The following is a 22,977-nucleotide window of genomic DNA, read 5'->3' as shown; positions in this document are numbered from 1 at the left end:
AGAAGGTATTCGGTGGTTCGGGAGAGGGGCGCGTCAGCGGCGCTCGTAGAGGTCGAAGAACAGCTCTTCGAGATTGGGCTCGGTGGACAGCACGCTGACGAGCGGGTACTTGGCCGAGGTCTTGAACAGCGCGTCGACCTCGCCTTCGGTGGTGCAGCGCAGGGTGTTTCCCTCGATGACGAGATCGCGCACGCCCGGCAGGTTGCCGAAGTCGTCGGCGAAGACGTTCTCGCCGAACACGATTTCCACCGTGCGCGGCGCCCGGCGGCGCAGATCCTCGACATTCTCGGTGCCCAGCAGCCGTCCGGCGCGCATGATGACGGCGCGATCCGCGGTCTGCTGCACCTCGGTGAGGATGTGCGAGGACATGAACACCGTCTGCCCGTTGGCCTTGGCCTCTTCCACCAGCCCCAGGAACCGTTGCTGCAGTAGCGGATCCAGCCCGGAAGTCGGCTCGTCGAGAATGAGCAGATCGGGCGAGTGCATGAACGCCGCCACGATCCCGACCTTCTGCTTGTTGCCCTTGCTCATCGACCCGACCTTCTTGGACAGATCCAGATCCAGCAGCTGCGCCAGCTCGTCGATCCGCCCCGCGGCCACGGTCCCGCGTTGCCCCGCAAAGTAATTCAGCAGCTCCTTGGCGGTATTCCGGCCTTCCAGCGTCAGCTCGCCCGGCAGGTACCCGATGCGCTTGCGCAGCTCCGGACCACCCGCCTGGGGATCGACGCCGAACACCTCGACGTGTCCCGAGGTGGGCCGGATCAGATCGAGCAGGATGCGAATCGTGGTGGACTTCCCGGCCCCATTGGGTCCCAGGAACCCGAACACCTCACCCTGCGCGACCTCCAGGTTCAGGTCCGTCAGCGCGACATTCTTGCCGTAATGCTTGCTCAGACCTGCGACGCGAACAGCGGGGGCGGTCATCTCGTACTCCTTAGAAGCGGTCTCGCACTCAGTTCTGCATGTGCGATGTGTTCAGTCTGCACTGGACATCTAGAACCTGTCAATGCGTGGCACCGAGGAGTCGAGCTGTGATCTGGATCGCGCGACTCAGCGCGCCCCGGCCTCGATCAGCGTCATGGCCATGCGGCCGCGCCTGCCGCGCGCCGCGAGCGTCAATGCGGTCTCGCCGTCGGCATTTCCGGCATTGACGTCGGCGCCGCCCGCGAGCAGCACCCGCGCTACGGCAATCTGGTTGTTCCGCACCGCGATATGCAGCGGCAAGTCGCCGTTCGCAGTGCGAGCGTTCGGGTCCGCACCTACCAGCATGAGGACCGCATCGGCGCGCCCGCGGATCACCGCCGTATGCATCAGGGTGCCGTCGCCATCGGATTCCGCGGGATCCGCTCCGGCCGCGAGCAGCAGCCGCGCGACCCCGCCCCGCGCCTCGAACAGCGCGACGAACAACGGTGTCTTGCCCGAGGCGGTGCGCCCGCCCAGGTCCGCTCCCGCCGCGACGAGCTGGCAGACGACCCGCTCGGCGCCCGCGGAGACCGCGATGTGCAGCGGGGTGATGCCGTCCGCGGGCGCGCGATCACCGTTCTACGCATGGTTCCCCCGGACAGTAACTGGAATCAGTTTCCCCCTTGACGCGGTCGCGAAGCTATGGATATCTTCGGAACCCTCATGGGAACCTTGATTTTCTTCCTGTAATCGCCTCGCCGCGTTGAGCTTCGCTCCGCCGCGAGATCCACCCACACGTATTCGCTTGTCGGCGTACCTCTTTGCATGCCTGCCCGTTCCGGGCTCCGGCATGTCCGCGTGTGGGTTCCCCAGCGATCCGGCTCATGCCGAGAACAGGAGACCACCTTGCTTACCGCTAGTGCCCAACTCACCCTCTCCGACGTCACCAAGCGCTACGACGACCGCGTCATTCTCGATACCGTCGGCCTGTCCATCCGCCCGGGTGAGAAGGTCGGCATCGTCAGCGACAACGGCTCCGGCAAATCCACTCTGCTGCGGCTGATTTCGGGCCGTGAGCTGCCCGACAACGGTGAGCTCACCGTGCAGTCGCCCGGCGGTATGGGCTACCTCGCCCAAACCCTGGACCTGCCCCCGACGGCCACCGTCGCCGCGGCGATCGACGTCGCCCTGGCCGATATCCGGGACCTGGAAGCCCGGATGCGCGCGGCCGAACAGGGCCTCGCCGATCCCGGCCCGCTCGGGGACCGTCTCGACGCGTACGCCGAGCTGGCGGCCCGATTCGAGGCGCGCGGCGGCTACCTCGCCGATCAGCGCGTGGACACCGCCCTGCACGGTCTCGGCCTGCCGGACCTGGACCGAACCCGCCCGCTGGGCGCCCTGTCCGGTGGTGAACGCAGCCGCCTGGCCCTCGCGGCCACCCTTGCCGCCGCCCCGGAGCTGCTGCTGCTCGACGAGCCCACCAATGACCTGGACGACAGTGCCGTGGAATGGCTCGAACAGCACCTGCGATCCCACCGGGGGACCGTGGTGGCGGTAACCCACGACCGAGTCTTCCTGGAACGCATCACCTCCACGATCCTGGAGGTCGAAGCGGGCCGAATCACCCGCTACGGCAACGGCTACGAGGGTTACCTCACGGACAAAGCCGCCGAACGCCGCCGACAGCAACTGGAACACGATGAGTGGCGCGCCGAACTAGCCCGCAGCCAGCGCTTGGCCGCCTCGAATGTGGTGCGCCTCGACGCGATTCCGCGAAACCTCCCCAAAGCGGGCTTCGGCTTCGGCGCATTTCGCGCCCGAGGCCGAGCCCACGGCGCCATGTCCCGCATCCGCCAAGCCAAGGAACGCGTCGACCGCCTCACCGACAACCCGATCGCCCCACCCCCGGACCAGCTGCGCTTCACAGCGGAACTGGCCGCGAAACCTGACAGCGCCACCTTGGCAGCTGTTGCGGTCGGGCAGGTCGACGGTGTCCACCCATCGGATCCGTTGGCGGCACAGTCGACTTCGGGCGGCTCGCAGCCGGTGGTGGAGCTGACCGGTGTCGTGGTGAACGATCGCCTCCAACTCGACGGTTTGCGCCTAGGCGCCTCCGACCGCCTGCTGGTGACCGGCCCCAACGGCGCAGGCAAAACCACGCTGCTCCGCTTGCTCGCCGGAAAGATCACCCCGGACACGGGCGCGGTGACAATCCACGGCCGCGTAGGCCACCTACGACAGGAAGAATCGCCCTGGCAACTGAATCTCACTGTCCTGCAAGCCTTCGGCTCCGGCCGCGTCGGCTACCCCGACGAGTACGCCGACCAACTGCTCAGCCTGGGCCTGTTCCGCCCGGCTGAGCTGACCCTGCGCATCGGCGAACTCTCCTACGGCCAACGCCGTCGCATCGAACTGGCCGGCCTGGTAACCGATCCGGCCGACCTACTCCTCCTCGACGAACCCACCAACCACCTCTCCCCAGGCTTGGTGGAAGACCTCGAACAAGCGCTGGCCGGATATCCTGGCGCAGTGGTCCTGGTAACCCACGACCGCCGCATGCGAGCCCAGTTCACCGGCCGCCGTTTGGAGTTGCGCGCGGGCGTCCGCGCCGACCGCGCGGCCGCATGACCCGTCGGATTCGGCGCTCGTGATCAATGCCACGCCCCGCACGGCGCGTTACGCTCTACGCTCGCAGGGATTTTCGTGAGAGGGGAGCTGTCGTGGGGGGCGGGCCTACACCGGTACGACGACGACATGTGGCTGGGCGGGCGCGTTCACTGCGCCCGCCCACACCTCCATTACAGGATCTGCCGCCGCGGTCACCGTGGCGACGCATCCGCGATGTCATCCATCGGTTCGCCATCTGGCAGGGATGGACGAGTCTTACCGCGGTAGTCACGACTCTGGCTGCGGTTGGCGCCCTTTGGTTCACTGGTCAGTCTTTGCGAGCCACATTGGAAGCAGGGGTGACAGACCGTTTTCAGAAGGCTGCTGAACTACTCGGTTCGGACAACATCGATGCGCGCGTAGCAGGCATATATCTGTTCGAACGACTCGCGAGAGATTCTCCCGCTGATCATCCGGTGATCTTCACCGTGCTCACCGAGTTCTTGCGGACGAGCGCAGCCAAGACGGGGTGCGAGCAGGCGGAACGGAGTTCAACCAAACCAGCACCACCCGATATTCGAGCGGTGCTGACCGCGATCGTGCGTCGGGATAACAGTCGTGATAGTGACCCACTGAACTTGGGATATACATGTTTGACGTCCGGTTGGCTCTCCAACGCGAGCTTGGTCGACGCGAGTTTTTACAGGGCGAATCTTGTCGATGTGTCTTTTCTCGAGACCGACCTGTCCCGCGCAATCTTTTTTGAAGCGAACCTGTCGGGCGCTACAGCTACGCTGGCGAACCTGCCAAGCGCCTCCTTCGTAGGGGCGGATCTCACCTATGCTGTGCTGGCCGGTGCGAATCTCGCCGACGCGAACCTCGGCTGTGGGCTCGTTTCTCTGGATGCCCCGCCTACATGCGCGAATCTGACAGGTGTAGAGCTAGATTGCGTAACTGGTGGCGACGGCTGGCGGAGGTGCGCGAGTCTCATAGATGCGAGGCTGACTGGAGCGAATCTCGCCTCTGCCGATCTAGAGCGTGCCAATCTCACTGGAGCGAGCCTTGATTGCTTTCAGCTCCCCGGTCAAGAACGTTGCGTGAACCTCACGGGCGCAAATCTTGCTGGCGCGAATCTTACTGGCGCTGACCTCACGGGCGCTGACCTCACGGGCGCTGACCTCACGAACATCTACTACGACAGTTCGACTGTCTGGCCTGCCGGGTTCACGCCACCGCCGAGCCGTCAGGATCCGTGACTGCCACAGCGCCTTTCGATCAGAACTCCAGCAGCATGATGTAGTCGTCGTGGCGCTGGGCGCCGACCATGAAGGTCTTGGTGCTAGCCACGGTGAAGCCCTGTTTGGTGTAGAAGCGTTGGGCGCGAACGTTTTTCTGGTTCACGCCCAGCCAGACGCCGATGCTGCCTGCGGCGCGGGCCGCGTCGAGGGCGGCGGTCATCAGGTGGGCGGAGACGCCGCCGTGGTGTTCGGGGAGGACGTAGACCTTGGACACTTCGATCAGGTTGGGGAACTCGGTTTCCGTGGCGGGGGTGAGGGTCGCGACCACGTCCGGGTCGGCGGGGGCGAAGGCGTTGAGGAGGGCGTAGCCGATGATCTTGTCTTCGGCTACCGCCTTGAGGACGATGCGATTCGGGTCGGCGAGGTATTCGGTGAAATGCCGGGGGGAGAGGACGTTGGCGATGAATTCGGCGGCGTCTTCGGGGGTGGTTTCGGGTGGGCAGGCCAGTGGGAAAGTGATGGCGGCGACTTCGCTCAGGGGTTCGGCGTCGGTGGACTGGGCTTGTTCGATGATCACTGCGCTGCTCACTTGTCCAGTGAAGCACGGCCCGGGGCGGGCTCGACGGCGGGCGAGGTCAGGGGGTGGAAGGTGCGGGCGAAGGCGATGAGGATGATCGCGAAGAGCAGGGGGATCACGAATCCGGCGCGCAGGGTGAGGGCCGCCGCTATGCCGCCGACGAATACGCCCCCGACCAGTGTTCCGGCGTAGTTGAACAGATTCAGGCGGGCGATGAGCGAGTCGAGGGCGCGGCCGCTGGTGAGTTGGCCTGCTTCGCTGAAGCACAGCGGCACGATCATCGGCAGGCCGAGACCGGCTACCAGGAATCCGAGGATGGCGATTTCCGGTCCGGGGGCGGCCACGACTATGGCGAGGCCGAGGGTTCCGACGAGTGCCGCGGCGCGCACGACGGCGCGCGGGCCGAAGCGGCGCACCCAGAGATCGCCGGTGAGGCGGCCCAGCAGGGACGCGCCTTGGTACGCCGCCAAGGCGAGGGCCGCCGTCGACGAGGTGGCGCGGAGGATGTCGGTGAGATACAGCGTGGACCAGTTGCCGACCGCGAAGTCGATGGCGAAGGCCAGGGCGACGACCGCGCCGAAGGCGAGGAAGAGCCGGGCCGGGACCGATTCGGCGGGTTCGGGTTCGGCGGGGCCGGATTCGGCCTGCTGGGTGCCGAGCAGCCGGGGCCCGGCGGCGAGTCCCGCGGCCAGCACGATGGCGGCGGCGGTCAGGAGGGAGAGTTCGAGCGAGACGTCGGCGGCCTCGAATATCGAGACGAACAGCGCTCCGGTAATGGCTCCGGCGCTCCATGCCGCGTAGAACGAGGACAGCACGAATCGCCCGTAGCCGTGCTGGATGAACACCGCCTGCATATTCGTGCCCGCGTCCACGATGCCCACGGCCACGCCGTAACAGCCGAGCGTCACGAATACCACGACGATATTCGGTGACAGCGCCACCGCGGTTCCGGTGACGGCAATGAGACCCAAGCCGATGCGCAGCGCCGCCCGGCTGGACCAGCGCAGCGCCATTCGTTCCGCGAGCAGGCTGCCGCCGCCCGCGAGCAGCGAAATCATGGCGATGGAGACGACGATGAGGGTGTCGGTCAGCCCGAATTTGTCCCGCTGCTGCGGTAGTTCGGTGAGGACGACGGCGAGAAAGAATCCTTGCAGGGCGAATGCCACCGAGTTCGCGACGCGCGCCCGTCTGAGCAGAGCATTCGGGGCTTGCGTGTCGAACATTTCGAAAGAGTAGCGGCGGCAGCCCCGTCCGGCATCCGCAATGAGGGTGGAAGGTAATGGTTCGCGAGGATGAATTACGCGGAACTCGTCTCCGACGCGGCGGCTCCGGACGCGCCTACGCGGCCGCTCATCTGAATCCTCGTCCCAGCCACCCCGTCCCGACCGCTCCGTCCCGACCGCCCCGTCCTAGCCGCTCCCGTCCCGACCGCTCCGTCGCGTCCCGGCCGTCTCGCATTGCCCGCCCAGTCCGACGGTCCTCGGCCCGGATGCGAGGACCGGCCACCCGCTGCGAAACGGCCGAGCGCAACACGCCGCTGGCGCCTGGACTTTGCCCCTTATCGTCGCCGATTACGGCAGATCCATCCCCGGGATCACGACTCCTTGCCCATGATGTACCCGCTCCTTCGACCGAACCATCAAGCGGGTGAACGGATTCAACCTCATGGTCTTGTCACGATCGGCGTCGCCGTTCATTACGTACCGCTCGCGATCGGATAACGAATCTGGCCGCTTTGCTGTGAAGGGCACTGTTGGCTCGGGCACTCTGGAAGTACGGCGTGGGCTGGTGGTTCCCGGAACAGCGGGGGCGGTCCATGTGGTGGAAGTGGCTGGGGATGTGATCGTGTGAGCACGAGGCGAGTGGAAGTTCCGCAGCGGCGGCCGGTGGCGCTCGCCGATCCGCGACCGAATCGGAAAACGGCTGTTGCGGATTCGCGCGGCCATGCGCCGGGGGAGCATTGCATCGAACCCGGCTGTGTCGATTGCCGCTGGGATGCTCAACGGCTGAAGTACTGGCTACGGGGCAGGCTGCTCGCGGCCGGGGCCGAGGAGGCCCAGGTCGATGTGTCCCTGGGCGCTCATGTTCCGGATGTCCTGTGGCGCAAGGGCGATCGACTGGTCGTCATTCAGGTGTCCAGCGCGCCACCGGAGTTGACGCGCGCCCGCGCCCTCACCAATGTGCTGCGGACCAGCGGTTGTAGCGAGGTGCTATGGATTTGCCCGCCCGGTTTCTGGACGGCGCAACTGCCCGCGCTGTGTATCGATGATTTCGCGGCCGAGGGCTGCGAATACCGGGCTGTCGGTGGGCTGCTGACCACCGGACCGGGCGGTGTGGTCACCCCCAGCCACGCCGCGTGCGACTTGCGCGATTTCATTTCGGGTTGGGTGGCGGAAGAGTTCGCGTACGGCTTCCGCGACGAGCACACGGGAGGTTGGGCCAAGGTGACCGACTGGGAGCGGCACACCCGCACACAGGCGGCCGTTATCGCACGGCAACGACAGGAGCTGATGAATCAGCGCACGGCACTCGCCCTGGCCCGCAAGATCACTCGCGACAAGTCCAAGCAGTTGCTCCGCATGACCCATCGCCTGGAACGTGCCGAACAGGCCGCCCAGGATCAGGCCGACGACCTCGCCCAGGTCCGCCGCCGCTTGGCCGACCACGACCGCGTGGACGCCACCCTCCGCCTCACCGTCGCGGGCCAGCGCGCGGCGGTCCGGAACTGGCAACTCATCACTTGGTTCGCCCTGCTGATAATCGTCACCTTCATCGTGGCCGGATTGGTGGTGGTCTGACCGACTACCGCTACAGGGGCGCGGTGGGCCACCACCGGTCGCGCAGGTCCTGCCCGGACGATCCGCCGAGCAACTGCACGCGGCAGTGGCTTCTGGGCGCATCGAAGCCGATCGTCATCTGGCCCGCGCGCCCGGTGGATGTGGGTCCCCACACCGAGCGGCCGGAGCCGGAGGCACGGACCCATGTCTCCTGTCCTTCGTCTCCGGAGCCGGGTTCGAGGGCAGGATAGGCGGAACGGTCGGCCTTGCACGTCACGCGTAGCGCGGTGACCGGGTTGCTGTCCCCCGAGCATTGCAAGACGGCCTCGGCGAGAACGGAATCGGTGGAGACGACGCGCCCGCCGCTATCGGTGGGACTGCACCGCAGGCTGCCGAACCCGCTCGTCGCGGGCGTGGCCGGAAGCAGGTCGGGGAAGGTGTCGACAATGAAACCGAACCGGCCCCAACCGGATGCGGTCGCCGAGGTGGTGGCGGCAGCGGAGGCCGGTAGCGGAGCGGACGGGCCAGTGCCCGGCGCGGCGCTCTGCCCCGAATCCCGCAGGGTCACCGCGAGCACCACCGCGATCGTCGCGACCGTCGCTCCGCCCGCCACGGCGACGGTGACCCGATGCCGCCGGTCGACCGGTGGCGCGTGCAGCGCGGCCCGGGCAGCCTCCGCCAGCTCATCGCAACCGTCGTAGCGAGCCGCCGGATCCTTGGCCATGGCCCGCGCGACCACCGCGTCCAGGGCCGCCGGTAGCGCGCGCCGGACGGCGCTGGGCCGGGGCGGCGGCACGGTCATATGCGCGTGCATGACGGCCACGGTCGAGTCGCGCGGGAATGGCACTGTGCCCGTGAGCATGTGGTATAGGGTGCAGCCCAGCGCGTACACGTCGGCGCGGTGATCGAGCGCATCCCCGCGTATCTGCTCGGGCGCGGCATAGGCCAGCGAGAACGGCGCTCGCCGCGCGCTCGTCGAATCGTCTGCCGCACCGGCGATTCCGAAGTCCGTGACCAGCACCCGATCCGCGCCGTCGGCGGCCGGTTCGAGGAGAATATTGGCCGGTTTCACATCCCGGTGCAGCAGTCCGGCGCGATGCGCATCGTCCAATCCGGCCGTCGCGCCGGTAATGATGTCGACCGCCCGCGCGGGCGGCACCGGCCCGTCGCCGCCTATCAGTTCCGCCACGTTGTATCCGGCGACGAATTGCATGGCGATCCACCACATGTCGTCGTCGACCCCGCGGTCGTGGATGGCGACGATATTCGGATGGTCGAGCCGCGCGGCGATCTGCGCCTCGCGATGGAATCCGGGTCCGTCATCGGCGCTATGGCCGGCGAACAGCACCTTCAGCGCGACCTGGCGCGGCAGCCGCGGATGCCGCGCCAGGTAAACCGCTCCCGCGCCGCCGCTCCCGCGCCGCCGCTCCCGAGCAGCCGCTCGATTCGATACCCGGCGACGACCGACCCGGGCCCTAATGTCCGCATTCCCGATTAGCGGGCCTTGACCAGCAGCGCGTACTGCGCCGCCGCCGTCTGCAGCACCGACTTCTGGTCGGTCGCATTGACATTGGCGACATATCTGCCGTCCATGACCTGGCAGTAATAGAACTCGAACCGAGGGTCACGGCTGCGGAAGAAGGCCGCGTCGTCGACCCCGGCCGGACCGGCGATCTTCTCATCGGTGGTCGCGAATTCCGCTCCGCGCGCATCGAAGTACTGCCGCGCCCGCGCCGGATCCTGCAAGCGCAACAGCCACCGATCGTCGACCACACCCATGCGGTCGACGACAGGTCGATCGGCCGCGGTGTTGTTGATGTCCCGCGTCCACTGGTCGGCCCCGCCGGGCCCGTAGACCACGCCGGTGGCGGCGTGCACCCCGCCGTATCCGGCGGTCGTGCCCCGATCGAGATTGGTGATGGCCGGATACGGCCACTTCCCGGCCTGCGCGGGCACCATCCGCCGCAGCATCCCGTCGGTATCGAAGGCCAGCGTCGCCAGTTTGTCCGCGGGCGTGGCGCTGAACGTGCCCAGCCGCGGCAACTGGGCGTCGAAGGTGGCCGTGGCGACGGCGGTCATCGCGGCCAGATCGGTGGTCGCATCGGTGATGAAGAGCGTCACGACATAGGACCCGCGCGCGACGGTGGCCGCGAGGGTCGGCACCTGCGGCCGCCAATGCGCGCGGGCGTCGGCATGACCGGCCAGCGGAACGGTGACATTGTCGGCGCTCACGGCGGCATCGGCCGTATCGATCTCCTGGGCGGCGGCGCGGGCCGCGGCCTCGTCGGGCAGCCGCAGTACCGTGATCCGCAGCGACTTCGATTTCCCGATGATCGGCCGGAAGTTGCTCGGATCCACGGTATCCGCGCCGCCGACGGTGTATCCGGTGATCATGCCGCGGTTCGTCAGCACCGGGCTGATGGCGTCGGCCAGAATTCCGGTCGTGTCCTGCGGTGTCGGCAGCAGCGACGGATGGCCGAAGGCGTAGGGCTTGCCGATGTCGTACGGATTGACGACGGCCTCGCCCAGCCGCGCCGCCTCGATGATCCGGCCGTAGGACTCGTCACTGTTCGCGGGCTCGCTCAGCGGGTCGCCGCCGAACGCGCCGACATCCAGGTGACTCAGATCCGGTGCGGGCGTGGTCGATGTCGCGGGCGTACCCGGTACCGGGTTGCCGGTCGATCCCGACTCCCCGGTACAGCCCGTCAGCGGGACGGCCGCGAGCGCGATGGCCACCATCGCTGTCGCGCATGCTTTTCGGTCAGACCGGCGCACCCGGCCACCACCTTTCGTAGAGCGTCTGCCCCGACCCGTTACGGCTGTATGCCGTGAGCAGGCAGAATGATTGGGCCGGATTGTCGAAGCTGATCTGGAGCACGCCGGTGGTGCGGCCGTCGGCGTCCGGCCCGTCGCCCCAGAACGCCCGGCCGCTTCCGGAATTCCGAGTCCATTGCTGCTCACCGGCTTTCGTAATATTGGGCAGCGCTTGCGCGGGAAACGGCAGGTTCGAGGAGTTGCAGGCCAGTGTGAGGCTGGACAGCGGATTGCCGTCGCCGGTGCAGCTCATCGCATCGAAGTCGGGGGCGACCGACGACGGCATCACGGTCGCGTTGACTTGGCTGCGCAGGCAGCGCAATCCGCGATATCCGGTGCCGAGTGCCGTATGCGGCAACAGATCGGGGAAGGCGGAGACGATATAGCCGACCGGGCCCCACTGGGCCGAAAAGTCCATGGTCGTGGTGGGGGCCGAGGTCGTGCTGGTGCCGGTCGCTGCTACCGGAGAGTCGTCGGGTGATCCGGTGGACCGGATTCCGAGCCCGACGGCCACGGCCACGGCGAGCACGAGAACGGCTGCGGCCATGATGATTCTGAGTCGTCGCCGGGCGGGCGGGATCGGTTCGGCGGGTTGGTCCTGGCCGCGCAGCGCCGCAGCGGCGGCCGCGGCGAGCGCGCCGCAGGTGGGATAGCGTTCGCCCGGATTCTTGGCCATGGCTCGCGCGATGACGCCGTCCAGCTGCGCGGGCAATCCCGGGACGAGCAGCGACGGCCGCGGCGGCGGATCGGTTAGATGCGCGAACATAATGGCGGCCGGGGTGGGCCGCGGGAACGGTTTGGATCCGGTGAGCAGGTGGTACAGGGTGCCGCCGAGGGCGTACACGTCCGCGCGGTGATCGAGTGGCTCGCCGCTGATCTGCTCCGGTGCGGCATAGGCGACGGTGGCCAGCACCTCGCCGTCGGCCGTGAGCGCCGTCGATTCGGCTGTGGCCCGGGCGATTCCGAAGTCCGTGACCAGGACCCGGTCGGCCGCACCGGATTTCGGGGAGACCAGGATATTGGCGGGTTTGACGTCGCGGTGCAGCAGGCCCGCACCGTGGGCGGTGTCCAGGCCGCGGGCGGCCTCGGTGATGATGTGCAGGGCTCGTTCGGGCGGGAGGGCGCTGGGGCCCGAGGCCGCCAGGTCGGCGGCGTCGCAGCCCTCCACGTACTGCATGGCTATCCACAGCGCGCCTTCGAAGACGCCGCGGTCGTGGGTGGCCACCACATTGGGATGGCTCAATCGCCCGGCCAATTCGGCCTCGCGGAGAAACCGGGCCCGGAACTCGCGGTCGGCACTGGGGCCCTGGTTCAGGACCTTCAGTGCGTCGTAGCGGGGTAGGCGGGGGTGTTTGACCAGGTAGACCGAGCCCATGCCGCCGGAGCCGAGTTTGCGGATCACGCGGTAGCCTGCGAAGACCTCGCCCACCCGTAGCACTACCGATCCTCCCCGGAACCCGCCGACAGCAGGTCATTCATACCGCACTTCGGGGCCGGGCGCGCGGCATTGGCGAGTGGCGGGTTTTCGTATTTCCGAATCAATTCGACGGCATTGCCGCGGTAGACGTTAATCCAGCCGAATCTATGGGCTGAACACGGGTTTTCGTAGGAACCTACGAATCCCTTCGGAAGGCCCCGATGTGATTTGGCCCACCAGCGGCGACTGGCGTACTTTCGGCAGCACACCCGGCGCATAGGACCTGGAAGGAGGCGACCGCGGATGTTCACTCGCTCCGATCTCCGTCGCCTCGCGCACCGCACGGTGTGGGTTCCGGGTCGCGTCGCCCACGGCTTCTGACATCCGTTTTCTCGATGTCCTGATTCGCTTCCCCGGCCTGTGGGTTTGCGTGCTCGAAGTAGAAAGCGGCCTAGAATGAAAATTCGAGATATAAACATGCCCGGATTCGGAAATGGGGGCGTGTCGTGACTACGCCACAGATCAAAATCAACGGCACGGTGACGCCGATTTCGGCCGCCCCGCACACGTCGATCCTGGACTTCCTGCGTGATCGCGGTCTGACCGGAGCCAAGGAAGGCTGCGCCGAGGGCGAATGTGGCGCCTGTTCGATTCTGGTGGCGCGGCCCGGTGTCGTGGAGCCCACCGAATGGGTGGCGGTCAATGCGTGCCTGATTCCCGCGGCCTCGCTCGACGGCCAGGAAATCATCACCTCCGAGGGTCTGGGCACGCCCGCCGAGATGCATCCGGTGCAGCGTGAAATGGCGGTGCGCGGTGGATCGCAGTGCGGTTACTGCACCCCCGGATTCATTTGCAGCATGGCCGCCGAGTACTACCGCCCCGATCGCGTGCCTGGCGCATCCGTCTGCGGCAGCGCGAACGGCGCGGCGAACGGCAGCGTCAACGGGACTGCCAACGGCTCTGTGAATGGCTCCGTGAACGGTAATGGCAGCGCCGCCAATGGCCACGCCGCCAATGGCGCCAACGGCCACGCCAAGCCCTGCGGCGGCCACGCCGCCCAGGCCGCCCACGAGGGCGACGATCACGAGCACGGCCCCAATGGTTTCGACCTGCACGCGCTGAGCGGCAACCTCTGCCGCTGCACCGGCTACCGACCGATTCGCGACGCCGCCTACGCGGTCGGCGCACCGGAGGCCGACGATCCGCTGGCCCAGCGCCGCGCCCAGGCCCCGGCCGAGCCGGTGCCCACCGAGCTGACCCAGGACGGCCGCACCTTCGTGCGCCCCGCCACCCTGGCCGAGGCCCTGCGCCTGCGCCGCGAGCACCCGGAGGCGGTCGTCGTCGCGGGCAGCACCGACTGGGGCGTCGAGGTGAATATCCGTTCCCGCCGTGCGGATTACGTCATCGCCGTCGACCGGCTCGCCGAAATGCGCGGTCTGCGTGTGGAATCCGATCACATCGAGATCGGCGCCGCGCTCACCCTCGCCGAGATCGAACGCCGCCTCGACGGCAGCGTCCCGTTGCTCGCGCAGCTGTTCCCGCAGTTCGCTTCCCGCCTGATCCGCAATAGCGCGACCCTGGGCGGCAACCTGGGTACCGGCTCCCCGATCGGTGGCAGCCCGCCGGTCCTGCTGGCCCTGGGCGCGTCGGTCGTACTGGCCGACGCCGACGGTGAACGCGAAGTGCCCCTTGCGGATTACTTCACCGGCTACCGCCAGTCGGTGCGCCGCCCGGACGAGCTGATCAAGGCCGTGCGCATTCCCACCCCGCTGGCCCCGGTCACCGCCTTCCACAAGATCGCCAAGCGTCGTTTCGACGATATCTCCAGTGTCGCTGTCGCTTTCGCGCTCGATATCGAGGACGGCGTGGTGCGCTCGGCGCGCATCGGCCTGGGCGGTGTGGCCGCCACCCCGATTCGCGCTCTCGAGGCCGAGGCCGCGCTGGTCGGCCAGCCGTGGTCGGAGGACACCGTCGCGGCGGCCGCGGCCATCCTGCGCGAGGCGGGCACCCCGATGAACGATCACCGCGCCAGCGCCCGGTATCGCACCGCGATGCTCGGCCAGAGCCTGCTGAAACTGTATGCGGATACCACCGCCGGGAAGGTGCTGTCATGAGCCACCTGTCACAGCGACCGGAGAGCCCCGTGGTGGGCGTGTCCATGCCGCACGAGGCCGCCTCGCTGCATGTCACCGGCACGGCCCTCTACACCGATGACCTGGTGTACCGCACCAAGGACATCCTGCACGCCTACCCGGTGCAGGCCTTCGAGACCCACGCCCGCATCAAGGAGATTCGCACCGAGCCCGCGCTGGCGGTGCCCGGTGTGGTCCGCGTGCTCACGGCCGCGGATGTGCCGGGCGTCAACGACGCCGGTGTGAAGCACGACGAGCCGCTGTTCCCGACCGAGGAGGTCTGCTTCCACGGTCATGCCGTGTGCTGGGTGCTCGGCGAGACCCTCGAAGCGGCGCGCCTTGGCGCGGCGGCGGTGGAAGTCGACACCGAACCGCTGCCCTCGCTCATCACCATCAAGGAAGCGATCGAGGCGGGGGCCTACCAGGGCGCGCAGCCGCTGGTGCAGCGCGGCGACGTCGAGACCGGTTTCGCCGAGGCGGAGCACATCTTCACCGGTGAGTTCCAGTTCTCCGATCAGGAGCACTTCTACCTCGAGACCCATGCCGCGCTCGCCCTGGTGGACGAGAACGGGCAGATCTTCATCCAGTCCAGCACCCAGCATCCGTCGGAGACGCAGGAGATCGTCGCCCACGTCATGGGTCTGACCAACTCCGAGGTCACCGTGCAGTGCCTGCGCATGGGCGGCGGCTTCGGCGGCAAGGAGATGCAGCCGCACGGGTTCGCGGCCATCGCCGCGCTCGGCGCGAAGCTCACCGGTCGTCCGGTTCGCTTGCGGCTCAACCGCACTCAGGACCTGACCATGTCGGGTAAGCGGCACGGCTTCTACGCCACCTGGAAGGTCGGCTTCGACGCCGACGGCCATCTCATCGCCCTCGACACCACGCTGACCGCCGACGGCGGCTGGAGCCTGGATCTGTCGGAGCCGGTGCTGGCCCGCGCGCTGTGCCATCTGGACAACACCTACTGGGTGCCCAATGCCAAGTTCCAGGGCCGCATCGCCAAGACGAACAAGACGTCGAACACCGCCTTCCGCGGCTTCGGCGGCCCGCAGGGCATGCTCGTCATGGAGGACATCCTCGGCCGCTGCGCCCCGCTGCTCGGCCTGGATCCGATGGAGCTGCGCCGCCGCAACTTCTACCAGCCCGGCCAGGGGCAGTCCACGCCGTACGGCCAGCCGGTCCGCCACCCCGAGCGGATCGAGACCACCTGGCAGCAGGTGATCGAGAACGGCAATATCGAGGCCCGCAAGCGCGAGATCGCCGCCTTCAATGCCGCGCACGAGCACACCAAGCGCGGGCTGGCCATCACCGGCATCAAGTTCGGCATCTCGTTCAACCTGACGGCCTTCAACCAGGCCGGTGCGCTCGTCCTCATCTACAAGGACGGCTCGGTGCTCATCAACCACGGTGGCACCGAGATGGGCCAGGGCCTGCACACCAAGATGCTCCAGGTGGCCGCGACCACCCTGGGTATCCCGCTGCACAAGGTGCGACTCGCGCCGACGCGAACCGACAAGGTGCCCAACACGTCCGCGACCGCGGCCAGCTCCGGCGCGGATCTCAATGGCGCGGCGGTGAAGAACGCCTGTGAGCAGCTGCGTGAACGCCTGTTGCAGGTGGCGGCCTCGCAGTTCGGCGTGAACCCGCCGGATGTGCGCATTGTGGACGGCATCGCGCGCCCGCTCGGCCCGGGTGAGAAGCAGCTCGAGTGGGACGACCTCTGCCGCACCGCGTACATGCAGCGAGTTCAGTTGTCGGCCAGCGGTTTCTACCGCACCGAGGGCCTGCACTGGGATGCGAAGACCATGCACGGTTCGCCGTTCAAGTACTTCGCCTACGGCACCGCCGCCACCGAGGTGGAGGTGGACGGTTTCACCGGCGCGTACCGCATCCGCCGCGTCGACATCGTGCACGATGTGGGCGACAGCCTGTCCCCGCTCATTGATATCGGCTAGGTCGAGGGCGGTTTCGTGCAGGGCGCGGGCTGGATGACCCTGGAGGACATGCGCTGGGACGTCAGCGACGGCCCGGGCCGCGGTCGGCTGCTGACCCAGGCGGCCAGCACCTACAAGCTGCCCAGCTTCTCGGAGATGCCCGCGGAGTTCAATGTGACGCTGCTGGAGAACGCCACCGAGGAAGGCGCGGTCTTCGGTTCGAAGGCGGTCGGCGAACCGCCGCTCATGCTGGCCTTCTCGGTCCGTGAGGCGCTGCGCCAGGCGGCCGGGGCCTTCGGCCCGGAGGGCGCCAGCGTCGAGTTGGGCGCGCCCGCCACGCCGGAGGCGGTCTTCTGGGCGATCGAATCGGTGCGCGGTCTGGCCGCGGCCGAAACCGCTACGCAGACAGGTCGAGTCGGTGTCTGACATGACGTGGGTGGCCGCGGTCGCCCGGTTGCGAGCCCGCCGGGAGACCGGCGTGCTCGTCACCGTGGCGACCGTACGCGGTCACGCACCTCGCCCGGCCGGGGCGAAACTCGTTGTCGGCCGGACGGAGTCGTGGGGATCGATCGGCGGCGGCAATGTCGAGGCCGTCGCGATCGATCGGGCGCGGGAGCTCTTGCAGAGCGCCCACGCCGAACCCGAGCTCATGGAGTTCGCGTTGAACGACAAGGTCACCAACCGCCACGGCGTGCAGTGCTGTGGCGGTGAGGTGACCGTGCTGCTGGAGCCGCTGCCGGTGGTGCCCGCGGTCGCCATTTTCGGAATGGGCCATGTCGGAATGGAATTGGCCCGCATTCTGGCCCGCCACGATCTCGATCTGCACGTGATCGATTCGCGGGCGGAGATGGTCGATCCGGATCGCATGGCGGCGCTGTCGGATGCGGTGGCGCAGGTGCACGTGCACCACACCCCGCTGCTGCCGGAGGAAGTGATCGAAACCCTGCCGCGGGGCACGCACGTCCTGATCATGACCCATGATCACGCCGAGGACGCCGCGCTCTGCGATGGCGCCCTGCGCAGCGATCATCTCGCCACCATCGGCCTGATCGGCTCCTCCGCCAAATGGGCGCGGTTCCGGAAGCGCCTGACCACCGAGGGCGGTCACTCGGAGCAGGCGCTGACCCGCATCAAGACCCCGATCGGGCTGCCCGATATCGCGGGCAAGGAACCGGCCGTCATTGCCGTGAGCGTGGCCGCCGATCTGCTGCTCGCCTTCGAGAAGCAGCGCGCCAACCACTGAGTTCATCGGGCCACCGCATTACGGAAGTGGGTTGCTGTTGAACAGCGCCCACATCCGATTCCGCACATCCGCGCCGCGGTCACCCGCGGGCCAGTCGTGCGATTTCGTCACGTCGTCGGGCCCGTCGTAGAGCCGGTAGACGACCTGGGTGCCCGCCGCGCAGTCGAATCGCTGCCCGCGCAGCACGCCCGGCCCCGATTCGCTGTGCTCGGTCCCGCAGTCGTTCATCTCCCGCCAGTGGTCGCGATGCTGTTCGGCGACCCACTGCCAGATGACGGGATCGTTGTCGTTGAGCATGACGCCGAAGGCGATCGGCCGATCGGTGGGGCATTCGTCGGCGCTGGTGTCCCAGGCGCCCTTCGCGCCCGCCCACGCGGCCGCCGAGGCGATCAGATCCGATGCGTCACAAGCCATTCGCGAGGTCATCTGCCCGCCGTTGGAATGGCCTGCGAAATGGATGCGTTCGGGGGCGACGCAGTACGCGCCGGCGACATCCCCGACCACATCGCGCAGGAACGGTACATCGGGGCCGACATTGCGCGCGAACTCCCACGCCCACTTGTCGGTGCCCTCGTTCTTGCTCCCGCGCGGGTAGGCCACGATGACCTTGTTGGCGCTGGAGAATCCGGTCCAGCCGCTCTGTGTCTCGAAGTTCGCCGGATTGTTCTGCCCGCCGTGCAAGGCCACGATCAGCGGCGCGGGGCCCGACAGCCCCGGCGGCACGAACAGCCGATACGGGCGTCCGTCGATCGTCTTCTCGATCGTCCCGCCGGTGGGTGTGGTCGAGCAGGTCGTCGACGGCTGCGCCGCCGCCGGTGTACCCGCCGCCAGGAACGAGGCGGCCAATAATGCCCCAGCCGCCGCCACCGCTGGCCATTTGATTGCGAATTTCATGAATGAACCTGTCTATCAGCAACTTTCGCGGTGACAGTAGCCAAATGCGACAGGCGGCGGGTAGATCTTGGTCATTTTCCGGGGTGGCGCAAACGAGTCGCTTGTATCAGCTCGGGCAATTACAGCCGTTAATTAATTAGCCGAGGCTAAGATAGGCTAGCCTAGCTTCCTTTTACGCCGTGGGAGTGCTCATGAAACACCTCACCCTGCGGACGGCCGCACTGTCCGCTGCCGCGGTCTTCGCGCTGAGCGCCTGCGCCGGGGACGACAATGCCGGTGCGGGCCCGAACTGCGATAATTCGGGAGATCCGAATACCGTCACCGTCTATTCCGGCCGGACGGAGAAACTCGTTGCCCCGCTGCTGAATTCGATCGGCGAGGATGTTCTGGGCAGTGGGGTGCGCATCGAGGCGCTCTACGACCAGAAGCCGGTGAAGGTCCTCGAGGAGGGCGGGAATAGTCCCGCGGATGTCTGGTTCGGGCAGGACGCGGGCGAATTGGGCGCGCTGGCCGCGGAGGGGTATCTGGGCGCGCTGCCGTCGCAGGTGCTGGCGGCCGTGCCCGGTCAGTACGTGGATCCGCAGAACCGATGGGTCGGCATTACGCTGCGATCCCGGGTGCTGGCCTACGATCCCCGGCAGGTTCCCGAGGCGGAGCTGCCCGCCGGAATCGACGCGCTGTTCGACGAGAAGTGGCGGGGCAGGATCGGATACGCGCCGACCAACGCCTCGTGGAAGAGCTTCGTCACCGCCATGCGCCTGCTCCGCGGCGAGGACGGGGCGCGGGACTGGCTGCAGAAGTTCAAGGCCCTCGCGCCCGTGGAATTCGACCGCAACGGGGCCGCGCTGGATGCCGTCGACCAAGGGCAGGTGACCTTCGCGCTGATCAACCATTACTACTGGTTCATGAAAGTGGCGGCGCAGGGCGCGGACACGGTGAACGCGAAGATTCACTACTTCAAGGGCGCGTCGGAACCGGGCGCGCTGGTCAATATTGCCGCGGCCGGGGTGCTCACCTGCTCCAACAGCAAGGAGTCCGCCGCCAAGGTGATCGAATTCCTGCTCGCCGCGCGGGCGCAGCAGTATTTCGCCGACGAGACCGGCGAATACCCGGTGATCGCGGGCGTGACCTCCAAACACGATCTGCCCACACTGACCGAGCTGAGCCCGCCCGCCATCGATCTCAATCAGCTCCAGTCGCTGCCGCAGACCGAGGCGCTGTTGCGGGAGGCGGGTCTGCTGAAGTGAATTCCCCTCGGGCCGTGGGTCGTGTGATCCGCGCGGGCCGGTGAAACCGTCCCGGGCCGCGGCGCGACGAGCGGTACTCCCGCTCGCCGCGCTTCCGGCCGCCGGTATCGCCCTGCTGCCGCTGGTGTACACGGTGCTGTGGGCCACCGACCGGGGCTGGACTCCGGTATGGCGCTACGCCTGGTCGGCGCGCACCGCGGAGCTGGCCCAGAACACGCTCGTGCTGCTGGTCGTGGTGACGGCGACCGCCATGCTGCTGGGCACCGCCGCCGCCTACCTGCTGGCCCGCACCGACCTCCCGCTACGGCGAATCCTGTTGCCGCTCTTGGTCATGCCGCTGGCCATTCCGTCCTACGTCGCCGCGTTCTCCTGGCTCACGCACTTCCCCGGTCTGGCCGGATTCAGCGGATCCTGGCTGGTCCTGGCGACCAGCAACACCCCGCTGGTTCTCCTCCCGGTGTACGCCGCGCTGCGCGGAGCCGACGCCGCCCCCGAGGAGGTGGCCCGCTCCCTCGGCGCGGGCCCGCTGCACGCATTCTGCTCGGTCACCTTGCCCCAGATCCGCTTGCCGCTGCTGGCGGGCGGCCTGCTGGTGGCGCTGTACGTGCTGCACGATTACGGCGCGGTCGCCATGATGCGCTACGAAACCTTCACCAAGGGAATCCATTACGCGTACAACGCCGGTTTCGACCGCACCTCCGCGAGCGTCATCAGCCTGGTGCTGGTCATACTGGCGCTCCTGTTCGCCCACGCCGAATCCATGGCACGCGGCCGCGTCACACACCGTGGCGGTGGGAGCCCCCGCCCCGCCGTACCGCTGCGACTGGGCCCGGCGCGCCCCGTGGCATTGCTGGCATGCGCGTCCCTGGTGGCGGTCTCGGTGGTGATGCCACTGGGCGGCCTGCTGCCCTGGCTGGCCGGGCGCACCACAGGCCGCTTGGATGTCACCGAACTCCTTGCGGCCCTGGGCAACACCTTGTCCTTCGCCGGTTGGGGCGCGGTCCTGACCGTCCTGCTGGCGCTCCCGGTGGGCATCCTGGCCGCCCGCTCCCGCAGCCCCTTCGCCCGCACCGTGGAACTGGCCGCCTACGCCGGATACGCGCTACCCGCCATCTCCGTCGGCCTGGCACTGGTGTACTTCGGAATCAACACGGCGACAGCCTGGTACGGCCGCTGGCACATGATCGTCCTCGCCTACACAGCCCTGTTCCTCCCGATCGCCATTGGCGCGGTCCGAGCCTCGGTAGCCTCCTCACCCCGCCAATTCGAAGAGGCGGCCCGCTCCCTGGGCGACAACGGTTTCGGCGCACTGGCTCGCGTAACCATCCCCCTGGCCGCCCCCGGCATCCTGGCCGGTGCCGCCCTGGTCTTCGTCAGCTCCGCCAAGGAACTCCCCGCCACCCTCATCCTGCAACCCCCGGGCCGCAACACCCTCGCCCTGGAACTGTGGAAGCACGCCGAGGTAATCAATTACACCCAAGCCGCCTGGTACGCGCTGGCCCTGGTCGTGGTGTCCGTACTCCCGACGATCGTCCTCCAACTGGTGGCCGACGGCCGCAGCAATGCCCGGTCCGCGATCACCCGCCCTGCACGGGGAAGACCTCCCGAGCCGCTCCGGCCCGCACACCCCGGCTCACCGCAGCCGAGCCTGGCGCCGAGCGGAAGCACCACGGCGACAGCGGAGGTATCCCGGTGAGCGAGTTGCGGATTCGCGGAGGCAATGCCGGACAGCGGGGTGTCGCTGTGCGGCGGGGCCTGGCGCATCGCCGGGGGAAGCCCGACCGTGGTGTTCGGCCGCTCCGGACGCAGGAGGATCGCCCTGTTGTGGACTGTGGAGGGGGACTCGCATCCCATGGCGGGGGAGATCCGGGTGAGCGAGCGTGGGCTGTCGGACGGGGAGGTATCCCGGTGAGCGAGTTGGGGATTCGTGTGTTGAACGCAGGGTGCTCGGATGTGGCCGGGTTGCGGGGTGTGGGTCTGCGCATGGGTGGGGGGAGTTCCGCCGTGGTGCTCGGCCGGTCCGGGGGTGGGGTGACCACTCTGTTGCGGACGGCGGAGCGAGTGGGGGCGTGGATGGGGGGATTGCGGTGAGTGAGTTGCGGATTCGGGGGTTGCGGGCTGGGTATGGGGGTGTTGATGTGTTGCGGGGGGTGGATTTGGATATTGGGGCGGGGAGTTTGACTGCTGTGTTGGGGGCTTCGGGGTGTGGGAAGACGACGTTGTTGCGGGTGGTGGCCGGGTTTTTGCGGCCTGTGGCGGGGGAGATTCGGGTGGGTGGGCGGGTGGTGGCTACGGCTGATTCGGTATTGCCGCCGGAGCGGCGGAAGGTGACGATCGTGCCGCAGGAGGCGGCGTTGTTTCCGCATTTGTCGGTGGCGGCGAATATCGGGTACGGGTTGCGGGGGTGGAATGTCGCGGCTCGGCGGGGGAGGAGGCGGCGGGTGGACGAGTTGCTGGAGGTTGTGGGGCTGGCGGGGTATGCGGAGCGGCGGCCGCATGAACTGTCGGGTGGGCAGCAGCAGAGGGTGGCGTTGGCGCGGGCGCTCGCGCCGGGGCCGGAGGCGGTGCTGTTGGATGAGCCGTTCTCGGCGTTGGATGCCGGGTTGCGGGGGCAGGTGCGGAATCAGGTGCGGGAGATTCTCGCCGAGTTGGGGGCCACGGCGGTGCTGGTGACTCATGATCAGGACGAGGCGTTGTCCATGGCCGATCAGGTGGCGGTGCTGCGGGAGGGGCGGGTGGCGCAGGCGGGGCCGCCCGAAGAGATCTACCGCAATCCGGTGGATGTCGCGCTGGCCCGATTCCTCGGGGAGGCAGTGCTGTTGGCTGCCACAGCCCAAGGGGCGGTCGCGCGCACCGCGCTCGGTGCGGTGCCGCTCACCGCTCCCGCACGGGGGGACGGGTCGCTGCTGGTGCGTCCCGAGCAGCTGCGGTTGAGCCCGGTCCCGGCCGACCCGAACGGTCATGCCACGGCCGTCGTGCGGCGGGTCAGCTTCCATGGGCACGATGCCGTCGTGCTGCTGCGCGCCGCCACCGGGGCCGAGCTGCTGGCCAGGGTGCCGTCACCGTTGCCGGTCCGGCTCGGTGACGAGGTGCTCGTCGAGATCGCGGGCAGCGCCGTGTTCTATCCCGACCTTGCCCCCGACTCGGACGGAGCCATCGCCCCTGCGGGAGAGGGCAATTCACCGCACCTGTGA

General features: G+C 68.0%; 16 protein-coding genes and 1 pseudogene. 9 read left to right on the top strand and 8 right to left on the bottom strand.

Going from position 1 to position 22,977, the window contains the following annotated elements:
• Window positions 1-33: 33 nt before the first annotated feature.
• Window positions 34-924, bottom strand: coding sequence for an ABC transporter ATP-binding protein (locus NC4_RS20745; RefSeq protein ID WP_067540908.1), 891 nt, complete (start codon window positions 922-924; stop codon window positions 34-36).
• A gap of 126 nt (window positions 925-1,050) precedes the next feature.
• Window positions 1,051-1,515, bottom strand: a complete 465-nt coding sequence (locus NC4_RS20740; protein ID WP_084529483.1) for an ankyrin repeat domain-containing protein — start codon at window positions 1,513-1,515, stop codon at window positions 1,051-1,053.
• A gap of 294 nt (window positions 1,516-1,809) precedes the next feature.
• Here NC4_RS20740 and NC4_RS20735 point away from each other — a divergent pair, with 294 nt between their 5' ends.
• Both NC4_RS20735 and NC4_RS39205 read left to right on the top strand, forming a co-directional pair.
• Window positions 1,810-3,531, top strand: coding sequence for an ABC-F family ATP-binding cassette domain-containing protein (locus NC4_RS20735; protein WP_067540904.1), 1,722 nt, complete (start codon window positions 1,810-1,812; stop codon window positions 3,529-3,531).
• Between the two features lie 338 nt (window positions 3,532-3,869).
• Entirely contained in the window at window positions 3,870-4,766 is an 897-nt protein-coding gene (locus tag NC4_RS39205) for a pentapeptide repeat-containing protein (RefSeq protein WP_169814841.1), read from the top strand.
• A gap of 19 nt (window positions 4,767-4,785) precedes the next feature.
• Here NC4_RS39205 and NC4_RS40385 read toward each other — a convergent pair whose 3' ends face one another.
• Together NC4_RS40385 and NC4_RS40380 are read right to left on the bottom strand one after the other, a co-directional pair.
• Window positions 4,786-5,337 carry a GNAT family N-acetyltransferase gene (locus NC4_RS40385; protein ID WP_067540902.1) on the bottom strand — a complete coding sequence of 184 codons (552 nt, stop codon included), beginning with the start codon at window positions 5,335-5,337 and terminating at the stop codon, window positions 4,786-4,788.
• On the bottom strand, window positions 5,334-6,548 hold the full coding sequence (locus NC4_RS40380) for an MFS transporter (protein ID WP_067540900.1): 1,215 nt from the start codon (window positions 6,546-6,548) through the stop codon (window positions 5,334-5,336). The genes NC4_RS40385 and NC4_RS40380 overlap by 4 nt, the downstream gene beginning before the upstream one ends.
• 624 nt (window positions 6,549-7,172) lie before the next feature.
• Between NC4_RS40380 and NC4_RS20720 the strand changes: the two genes are divergently transcribed.
• The gene (locus NC4_RS20720) at window positions 7,173-8,123 is read left to right on the top strand and encodes a hypothetical protein (RefSeq protein ID WP_245721815.1); all 951 of its coding nucleotides are present in this window, start codon (window positions 7,173-7,175) and stop codon (window positions 8,121-8,123) included.
• A 10-nt stretch (window positions 8,124-8,133) separates the two neighbouring features.
• Here the strand turns inward: NC4_RS20720 and NC4_RS20715 are convergent, their stop codons facing one another.
• From NC4_RS20715 to NC4_RS20705, 3 genes are read right to left on the bottom strand one after another with little or no spacing between them, the layout of a single operon-like run.
• Window positions 8,134-9,582, bottom strand: a complete 1,449-nt coding sequence (locus tag NC4_RS20715) for a serine/threonine-protein kinase (RefSeq protein ID WP_281186340.1) — start codon at window positions 9,580-9,582, stop codon at window positions 8,134-8,136.
• A gap of 14 nt (window positions 9,583-9,596) precedes the next feature.
• On the bottom strand, window positions 9,597-10,841 hold the full coding sequence (locus tag NC4_RS20710; RefSeq protein WP_067540896.1) for a DUF7373 family lipoprotein: 1,245 nt from the start codon (window positions 10,839-10,841) through the stop codon (window positions 9,597-9,599).
• A gap of 22 nt (window positions 10,842-10,863) precedes the next feature.
• Complete coding sequence (locus NC4_RS20705; protein ID WP_245721814.1) at window positions 10,864-12,354, bottom strand: serine/threonine-protein kinase; 1,491 nt, start codon at window positions 12,352-12,354, stop codon at window positions 10,864-10,866.
• Between the two features lie 485 nt (window positions 12,355-12,839).
• On the opposite strand from NC4_RS20705, the gene NC4_RS20700 reads away from it, so the two are divergent.
• From NC4_RS20700 to xdhC, 3 genes and pseudogenes are all read left to right on the top strand, one after another.
• Window positions 12,840-14,447, top strand: coding sequence for a xanthine dehydrogenase small subunit (locus NC4_RS20700; RefSeq protein WP_067540895.1), 1,608 nt, complete (start codon window positions 12,840-12,842; stop codon window positions 14,445-14,447).
• A pseudogene (gene xdhB, locus NC4_RS20695) lies at window positions 14,444-16,825 on the top strand (xanthine dehydrogenase molybdopterin binding subunit). The gene NC4_RS20700 and the pseudogene xdhB overlap by 4 nt, the downstream one beginning before the upstream one ends.
• 1 nt (window position 16,826) lies before the next feature.
• Window positions 16,827-17,642, top strand: coding sequence for a xanthine dehydrogenase accessory protein XdhC (gene xdhC, locus NC4_RS20690; RefSeq protein ID WP_157554989.1), 816 nt, complete (start codon window positions 16,827-16,829; stop codon window positions 17,640-17,642).
• An 18-nt stretch (window positions 17,643-17,660) separates the two neighbouring features.
• On the opposite strand, the gene NC4_RS20685 is transcribed toward xdhC, so the two are convergent.
• Window positions 17,661-18,536, bottom strand: coding sequence for a CE1 family esterase (locus NC4_RS20685; protein ID WP_067540892.1), 876 nt, complete (start codon window positions 18,534-18,536; stop codon window positions 17,661-17,663).
• A 191-nt stretch (window positions 18,537-18,727) separates the two neighbouring features.
• Between NC4_RS20685 and NC4_RS20680 the strand changes: the two genes are divergently transcribed.
• The 3 genes from NC4_RS20680 to NC4_RS20665 all read left to right on the top strand — a co-directional run bounded on the left by NC4_RS20680 (window position 18,728) and on the right by NC4_RS20665 (window position 22,977).
• A complete protein-coding gene (locus NC4_RS20680) occupies window positions 18,728-19,783 on the top strand; it encodes an extracellular solute-binding protein (RefSeq protein WP_067541064.1) in 1,056 nt (351 codons plus the stop codon).
• A 40-nt stretch (window positions 19,784-19,823) separates the two neighbouring features.
• Window positions 19,824-21,479: an ABC transporter permease gene (locus NC4_RS20675; RefSeq protein ID WP_067540890.1), complete on the top strand. Its 1,656-nt coding sequence runs from the start codon at window positions 19,824-19,826 to the stop codon at window positions 21,477-21,479.
• Window positions 21,480-21,852: 373 nt separating this feature from the next.
• Window positions 21,853-22,977: an ABC transporter ATP-binding protein gene (locus NC4_RS20665; RefSeq protein WP_245721813.1), complete on the top strand. Its 1,125-nt coding sequence runs from the start codon at window positions 21,853-21,855 to the stop codon at window positions 22,975-22,977.

The organism is Nocardia crassostreae, from assembly GCF_001613405.1.
Taxonomy (GTDB): Bacteria; Actinomycetota; Actinomycetes; order Mycobacteriales; family Mycobacteriaceae; genus Nocardia; species Nocardia crassostreae.
The sequence above is the reverse complement of the archived record's forward strand: the minus strand, read 5'-3'. Positions and strand labels throughout refer to the sequence as shown.